Annotated in this window: 6 protein-coding genes; all 6 read left to right on the top strand. The window is 68.9% G+C overall.

The genetic code is table 11. The features are described 5' to 3' along the window. Positions 1–141 precede the first annotated feature (141 nt). The 6 genes from SRB17_RS44970 to SRB17_RS47410 are packed head-to-tail and all read left to right on the top strand — an operon-like array spanning position 142 to position 6,689. Positions 142–507 (top strand): hypothetical protein, encoded by a 366-nt coding sequence (locus SRB17_RS44970; protein ID WP_153547983.1) that lies wholly within the window; start codon positions 142–144, stop codon positions 505–507. A 28-nt stretch (positions 508–535) separates the two neighbouring features. Next, entirely contained in the window at positions 536–4,789 is a 4,254-nt protein-coding gene (locus tag SRB17_RS48820; RefSeq protein WP_153547985.1) for a DUF6531 domain-containing protein, read from the top strand. Beyond that, on the top strand, positions 4,786–5,247 hold the full coding sequence (locus SRB17_RS44960; RefSeq protein WP_153547981.1) for a hypothetical protein: 462 nt from the start codon (positions 4,786–4,788) through the stop codon (positions 5,245–5,247). Before SRB17_RS48820 ends, SRB17_RS44960 begins: the two co-directional genes overlap by 4 nt. A 4-nt stretch (positions 5,248–5,251) precedes the next feature. Further along, on the top strand, positions 5,252–5,524 hold the full coding sequence (locus SRB17_RS44955; protein ID WP_153547979.1) for a hypothetical protein: 273 nt from the start codon (positions 5,252–5,254) through the stop codon (positions 5,522–5,524). Between the two features lie 38 nt (positions 5,525–5,562). Then, the gene (locus SRB17_RS47415) at positions 5,563–6,165 is read left to right on the top strand and encodes a helix-turn-helix domain-containing protein (protein ID WP_228396713.1); all 603 of its coding nucleotides are present in this window, start codon (positions 5,563–5,565) and stop codon (positions 6,163–6,165) included. Further along, complete coding sequence (locus SRB17_RS47410; protein WP_323377626.1) at positions 6,096–6,689, top strand: IS630 family transposase; 594 nt, start codon at positions 6,096–6,098, stop codon at positions 6,687–6,689. The genes SRB17_RS47415 and SRB17_RS47410 overlap by 70 nt, the downstream gene beginning before the upstream one ends. Positions 6,690–6,828: the final 139 nt, after the last annotated feature.

Below are 6,828 nucleotides of genomic sequence, written 5' to 3'. Positions count from 1 at the left end.
GACAACCAGAAACGACCCGGCTGAGGCAAACAGAGCCGACCCGTGCACTCGTGCGGGTCACCCCTATCCAGAGAAGCGATTCCTCCCGGGCGTGAACGCCCGGGGTTCCTCGCTAGATCACGCTGAAACGGGGGTTCATAGATGGGTGACGGCAAGGTCCCTGGCAAGGTGCTGGACATCAAGACCGCCGACATCAAGGCGGCGGCACCGGCCTTCCAGAAGGGCGCCACCGATCTGAGCACGGCCCTGACCACTCTCATCAAGACCCTGGACGGCCTCGGTGAACCCTGGGGCCACGATGAGCAGGGCAACCAGTTCGGCGGCGTCTACAAGCCGCACCAGAAGTCGATCGAGAGCGCGGCGGGCATCCTGGTGCTCGGGCTGACGAGCATTCACGAGGCCATGGTGGACATGTCGGACGGGCATGTGGACAACGACAAGCTCGTCGCCGGCATGTTCACGGAAGTGAAGACCGACAAGCAGAGCGACGGTGCCGGTGAGCGTTGAGGACAAGGCCCGCCACATCCTTCTCAAGATGGGCCTGTGGTGGCCGGAGGCTGACCCCGACAAGCTGCGGGACGCGGCGAAAGCGTGGCGCGCGTTCGCCGATTCGGTGGACGACGTCCGCGCCCCTGTGAACCGCAGTGCATCCGGGATCATCCACAACAACACGGGTGAGTCGATCGAGGCGTTCCACAAGTTCTGGGACCGCTATTCCAAGGGCAAGGACGGCGGCTGGCTGAGCGACCTCGCGAAGTCCTCGCGGGACATGGCCATTGCCTTGGACAAGTTCGCCGGCGCCATCGACGACGCGATCAACAAGCTGTGGACGCGGATAGCCATCGACGCGGTCGTGATCGCGGGCGGCATCACGCTGGCCATCATGACCGCGGGCATCGCCTCGGGAGCGGCGGCAGCTGCGGCGGACGCGGTCATCGAGTTCGGCGCCACGATAGGCGTCGGCGTCTCCGCCGTGGTGGCCGACATCATCGGAGGTGCCTTCGCCGGCGTCGCGTTCGGCGGCGTCGAGTCGGTCACCATCGACGCTGCCGTGGCCCAGCCGCTGCAGATGATGGCCGGTCTGCAGCACGGCTTCAGCCTGGACGAGGTCAACCAGGCCGCCAAGGACGGCATGATCTTCGGCGGCGCGCTCGGAGCGGGCGGCGGCCTGCTGAAGGCGAGCATGGAAGGCGGCCTCGCCGACACCACCCCGCTACTATTGCGCCCGCCGTCGCTCCGCCCGGACCTGGTTGATCTGGGCCCGGCGGCCCGTAACGCCGACGGCACGCCGTGCGTGGGTGAGCCGATCGACGTGGCGACCGGCGCGATGCTGATGACGCAGACGGACCTGTCCCTGCCGGCCGCTCTGCCCTTCGAGTTCACGCGCACCCACCTCTCCTCCTACCGGGGTGGCGTCTGCTTCGGCCCCACTTGGGTCTCCACCCTGGACGAGTGCCTTCAGATCGACGGCGAGGGTGTCGTCTTCGCCGCGGCTGACGGCATGCGCCTGGTGTACCCGGTGCCGGAACCGGGCGTACCCACCATGCCGGTCAAGGGCGCCCGCTGGCCGCTGGAGTGGGACGGCAAGCCGGACGGCGCGATGACGGTCACCGACCCGTCGACGGGCATGACCCGCACCTTCGCCGCCCCCGTCCCCTCCCCGACCTTCGGCGTCTTCCACCTGGCCCTCGACTCCTGGAGCGACCGCAACGGCAACCGCATCGAGGTCGAACGCGATGACGAAGGCATCCCGTACGGTATCCGCCACTCGGGCGGCTACTACGTCGCCGTCGACGCCCAGGGCCCCCGCATCACAGCCCTGCGCCTGCTGGACGAGCCGCCATCCCGTTACCGCCCGGGCACCGCGACCGACGAGGGCACGGTCGTCATGCGCTACGGCTACGACACTTCCGGAAACCTCACCGAGATCATCAACTCCAGCGGCGAGCCACTGCGGTTCACCTATGACGCCGAGGGTCGCGTCACCCGCTGGACCGACCGCAACGGCACCTGGTTCGGCTACGTCTACGACGACCGCGGCCGGGTCGTCCGCACCGAGGGCGTCGACGGCATCCTCTCCGGCACCCTGACCTACGGCGACACCACCCGCACCACCACCTACACCGACTCCCAGGGCCACGCCTCGGTCCACCGGTACAACGCCGAGGGCAAGGTGGTGGAGGAGACGGACCCGCTGGGGCATGTCACCTGCACGGAGTGGGACGAGTACGGCTTCCAGCCCGTCGCGGTCACGGATCCCCTCGGCCACACCACCCGGTACACGTACGACGACGCCGGCAACGTCACCGAAGTCGCCCTGCCCGACGGCTCGGTGGCCCGGGCCGCCTACGACGCGTTCGGCCTGCCGATCGAGGTGGTCGAGCCGGGCGGCGCGGTCTGGCGGCACACCTACGACGACCGGGGCAACCTGCTCACGACCGTCACCCCCCTGGGCGCCGAGACCCGGTACACGCTCGACGACGCGGGCCGGCCGACCATGATCACCGACGTCCTCGGCCACACCCGCACCGTGACCTACGACCCGGCAGGCCTGCCCCTCGCCCTCACGGATGAACTGGGCCACACGACGACGGTCCGTCGCGACACCTTCGGTCGCGTCGTCGAGACGACCGACCCGCTCGGCCACACCACCCGCCTGCGCTGGACGACCGAGGGCAACCCGTCCTGGCGCCAACTGCCCGATGGCACCGAGGAGTCCTGGACCTGGGACGCCCAGGGCAACCTGCTCACCCACACCGACCCCACCGGCCGCACCACATACCACACGGTGGGCCACTTCAGCGTGCCAGCCACCCGCACCGACCCGGACGGTGCCCGGTACGCGTTCACCTACGACACCGAGCTGCGCCTGACGACGGTCACGAACCCGCAGGGACTGACCTGGTCCTACACCTACGACGAAGCGGGCCGGCTCACCGCGGAGACGGACTTCAACGGCCGTACCCTCACCTACACGCACGACGGCAACGGGCGGCTGACCGGCCGCGCCAACGCCGCCGGGGAGACCCTGCGCCTCACCAGGGACCCGCTCGGGCGGGTCGTGGAGCAGCGCTCGCAGGCGGGCGAGGTGACGACGTTCGGCTACGGCCCCGACGGCGTGCTGTGCCGCGCGGCGAACGCCGACGCCGAGGTGGCGTGGGAACGGGATGGCCTCGGCCGGGTGCTGGCGGAGACGGTGAACGGCCGCACGACCACGTACGCCCACGATGCGGCCGGCCGCCGCACCCGGCGGGTGACGCCGTCTGGCCTGGCCTCGGACTGGACGTACGACCCGGCGGGCCGCCCCCTCGCCCTGCGCTCGTCCGTGGGCGCGCTGGACTTCACCCACGACGCCGTCGGCCGCGAGACCGGACGCGGCCTCGGCGGCCTCGGGACGCCGGTGAGGCTGACGCAGAGCTGGAGTGCGACGGGGCTGCTGACCGCGCAGCGCCTGACCGCCGCCGCGGACCGGCTCCTCCAGCACCGGACGTACGCCCACCGTGCCGACGGCCAGGTGACCGAGATCCGGGAGCTGACCTCGGGCACCCGCCGCTTCGAGCTGGACGGCGCCGGCCGGGTCACCGGTGTCCGCGCCCACGGCTGGAGCGAGACCTACGCGTACGGCCCGGCGGGCAACCTCGTGCACGCCACCTCGCCGGACCACGAGGCGGCGGGGGAGCGCCGGTTCGACGGCACGCTCGTCCGCTCGGCTGGCCGCACCTCGTACGCGTACGACGCCGAAGGCCGCCTCGTCCGCAGGACCCGCAAGCTCCTCAACGGACGCACCCTGGTGTGGACCTTCGCGTGGAACGCCGAGGACCGCCTGACCGACGTGACCGCCCCGGACGGCAGCCACTGGCGCTACACGTACGATCCGCTCGGCCGGCGCCTGTCCAAGCACCGGGTGGCCGACGACGGCACGGTGGCCGACCATACGGACTTCGTCTGGGACGACCTGAGCCTCGCCGAGCGGACCGCGCCGGACGGCTGGGTCACCACCTGGGACTACGCGCCCGACGCTGCCCGCCCGGTCGCGCAGACCACGCACCGCCCGACCGCGCCGTCGGCCAACACGTCCTTCCTGGCCCAGCTGGCCCGGCAGTCGGACCCCGACGACGAACCCCGCTTCCACGCCGTCGTCACCGACGCCGTGGGCACGCCCACGGAACTGGTCACCGGGAACGGAGAGCTGGTCTGGCAGCTCCGTACCGGCCTGTGGGGTACCCAGGTCCCGGCCCCGGACGAGGACGCGTCGCCGGTGGACTGCCCGCTGCGTTTCCCCGGGCAGTACGCCGATCCCGAGACCGGTCTGCACTACAACGTGCACCGGTACTACGACCCGGAGACGGCGCGGTACATCAGCGCGGATCCGCTCGGTCTACTCCCCGCGCCCGATCATCACGCGTACGTGCCGAACCCGCTGGGCTGGAGCGACCACCTCGGCCTCGCCGGAAAGGGCCCGACGGGGCCCTCGAACCCGCTGAACTTCGGGCAGGGGTACACAGGCCGGCGTGATCCCTTCCCTGTGGGCAACAAGGGAATGGACGTGGAAATCCACGTCTACGACAAGTCCATGCGCGAAGTCGGGGTGTTCAACAGTCAGGGATGGTTCAATAAGCACGGCATCAAGGGCTCGGAGGTCGAGGTGCCGCCCAGTGTGGAGAACGCCATCAAGGGGCGGATGATCTACGAGTTGCGGAAAATCGGCCGCATCGGCCCCAAGGGTACCGAGGACATCAGCGGAGACAAGTGGAGGCGACCGCCTCTCGCCGCGGAAGGCTGCAAATGAAGTTCGTCACTGCCGTCTGGGATGATGGCGGGTTCTTCGTGGATCCGAGGGCCTATCTGGCCGAACTCCCCAAGTTTCGTGACCGCTTGCCCGAGGGGGCAAGGGAATTCGCAACCGATCCGGCGCATTATGCGTTGGGTTACGGAAACAGTCACTGTGTGAAGGATCTGGAGTTGTCCGGTATTCAGGTGGCCACCGACAAAAGCGGAGGGCTGACCCTGGAGTTCGCCCCCAATCAGTGGAAGCACGACACCGGGCTGCGTATCAGCTACTCCGGCGTGACGCACTTCTCCATCGACTACAGGCATTCCATCGACTGGATGCTGGTCGACACCGTCCTCCTCGACGAGATCCTGCCCGACGAGGACGGCGGGTGCCTGCACGAAATCGCGCTCACCGACGCGTCGATCACCGTCCGGTGCGAGGATCTGCAAGCCGTGTGGGGGGACGCGAGCTGAGCCCGTGATCACTTTCCAGTTCACCGTGCGGCCCGGCCAAGGCGACCCCCACGGGTTCGATATGGGTGACATGGTCGTCACCGGGGATTTCGGCACGGATGACTCGGTCGGCCACGTCCCCGATCAGGGCATGATGATCTACCTCTCGGTCGTTCAGCTGCTGGACAACCTGCGCGGCTTTCTTACGGGCAACGATCGCGTGCTCACCTACACCGGTGCCGACACCTCGTTCGGGCTAGTGCTGGATTCCGCTTTCGGTGGGTATAGCTGCTGGTAGCGGGGTGGTTGCGGGTGCTCGGGGGCGGGTGCTGGGTCATGGTGCTAAGGGCACGGCCGGGCCGTGACGAGGGCGAGCAAGCGGTGGTTCACCGCCTGGCGGCTGCCAGGAAGGCGCCGAAGGTGCTGGTGGAGCGGTGCCGGATGGTCGAGCTGAGCTGGGACGGCTGGCTGGTCCCGCAGATCGCTGACGAGGTGAGGTGCAGTCAGAAGACGGTGCGTCGCTGGCTGCACCGCTTCAACCGCTCGGGGCTTGAGGGCCTGGAGGATCTGGGCGGGCAGGGCCGCAAGCGAAGGATCACCGAGGCCGAACGCTCCCGGATCATTGCGCTGGTCAAGCAGACCCCGCCCGGCCGGCTGGAAGTGCAGCCGTCGAACGAGATGTGGGCCGCGGACGAGTCAGGGCCCTCGGAGTGGACCTTGGACACACTGGCTGCCAGGGCCCGGGACCGGGGCATCGAGGTCAGTCGCTCCCAGGTGCGCCGGATCCTGCTGGCCGAGGGCGTGCGCTGGCGGCGCACGCGCTCGTGGACACGCTCGAGAGATGCGGACTTCGAGGGAAAAGGACGCGGATCGTCGAGCTCTACACCAGCCCGCCCGCCGGCGCGACGGTCGTCTGCGCCGACGAGCTCGGCCCCGTGATCCCTCGCACCTTCCGGCCGGCACCGGGCTGGTCACCGGACGGACACCGCATCAAGAACGAGATCGACTACTCCCGCGGACCGGAGAAGACCTGGGTCTACGGCGCCTTACGCATCCGCGACGGCCAGGAGCTCACGATGACCGCCACCTCCCGCAACAGCGTCTTCTACCAGCAGTTCCTTCAGCTGGTAGAGGACGCCAACCCCGTCGGGGACATCTATGTGATCACCGACAATCTGTCCTCGCACAACAGCGTGTCCACCCGGACCTGGCTGGAGGACCATCCCCGCATCAGGCACGTGTTCATCCCGGTCGGCGCCTGCTGGCTCAACCTCCAAGAGGGCTGGTGGCGCATCTTCCGCAAGACCGCCCTGGCCGGACGCTCCTTCGGCGACCGCGACCACATCACCCACGCCACCGAAGTGGCCACAGCCCAGCTCAACGCCCGCGCCCGACCCTGGATCTGGGGCAGACCCGCACCCCCCACCAGGCGCTCACGCCGCCGCTATATGTACATCCTTTGAGGAACGCAGCATTAGTACTGCAACGGTGCTTGCCGTGACTGATGGCCAGGTCAGGGGATGTGTCCGCGTCGTTTGTAGTGGCTGATGCGGGCCTGGTGTTGGCGCCGTCGACGCCAGGTTGACCAGTGCAGGATGTGAT

The sequence above is a fragment of the Streptomyces sp. RB17 genome (genome assembly GCF_009604455.1).
Classification (GTDB): Bacteria; Actinomycetota; Actinomycetes; order Streptomycetales; family Streptomycetaceae; genus Streptomyces.
This window is presented reverse-complemented; position numbering and strand designations above follow the sequence as displayed.

Coding starts and splice junctions, on each gene's coding strand:
- SRB17_RS44960 (WP_153547981.1), top strand. CDS start 4,786: ATGAAGTTCGTCACTGCCGTCTGGGATGATGGCGGGTTCTTCGTGGAT.
- SRB17_RS48820 (WP_153547985.1), top strand. CDS start 536: ATGGGCCTGTGGTGGCCGGAGGCTGACCCCGACAAGCTGCGGGACGCG.
- SRB17_RS44970 (WP_153547983.1), top strand. CDS start 142: ATGGGTGACGGCAAGGTCCCTGGCAAGGTGCTGGACATCAAGACCGCC.
- SRB17_RS47415 (WP_228396713.1), top strand. CDS start 5,563: ATGGTGCTAAGGGCACGGCCGGGCCGTGACGAGGGCGAGCAAGCGGTG.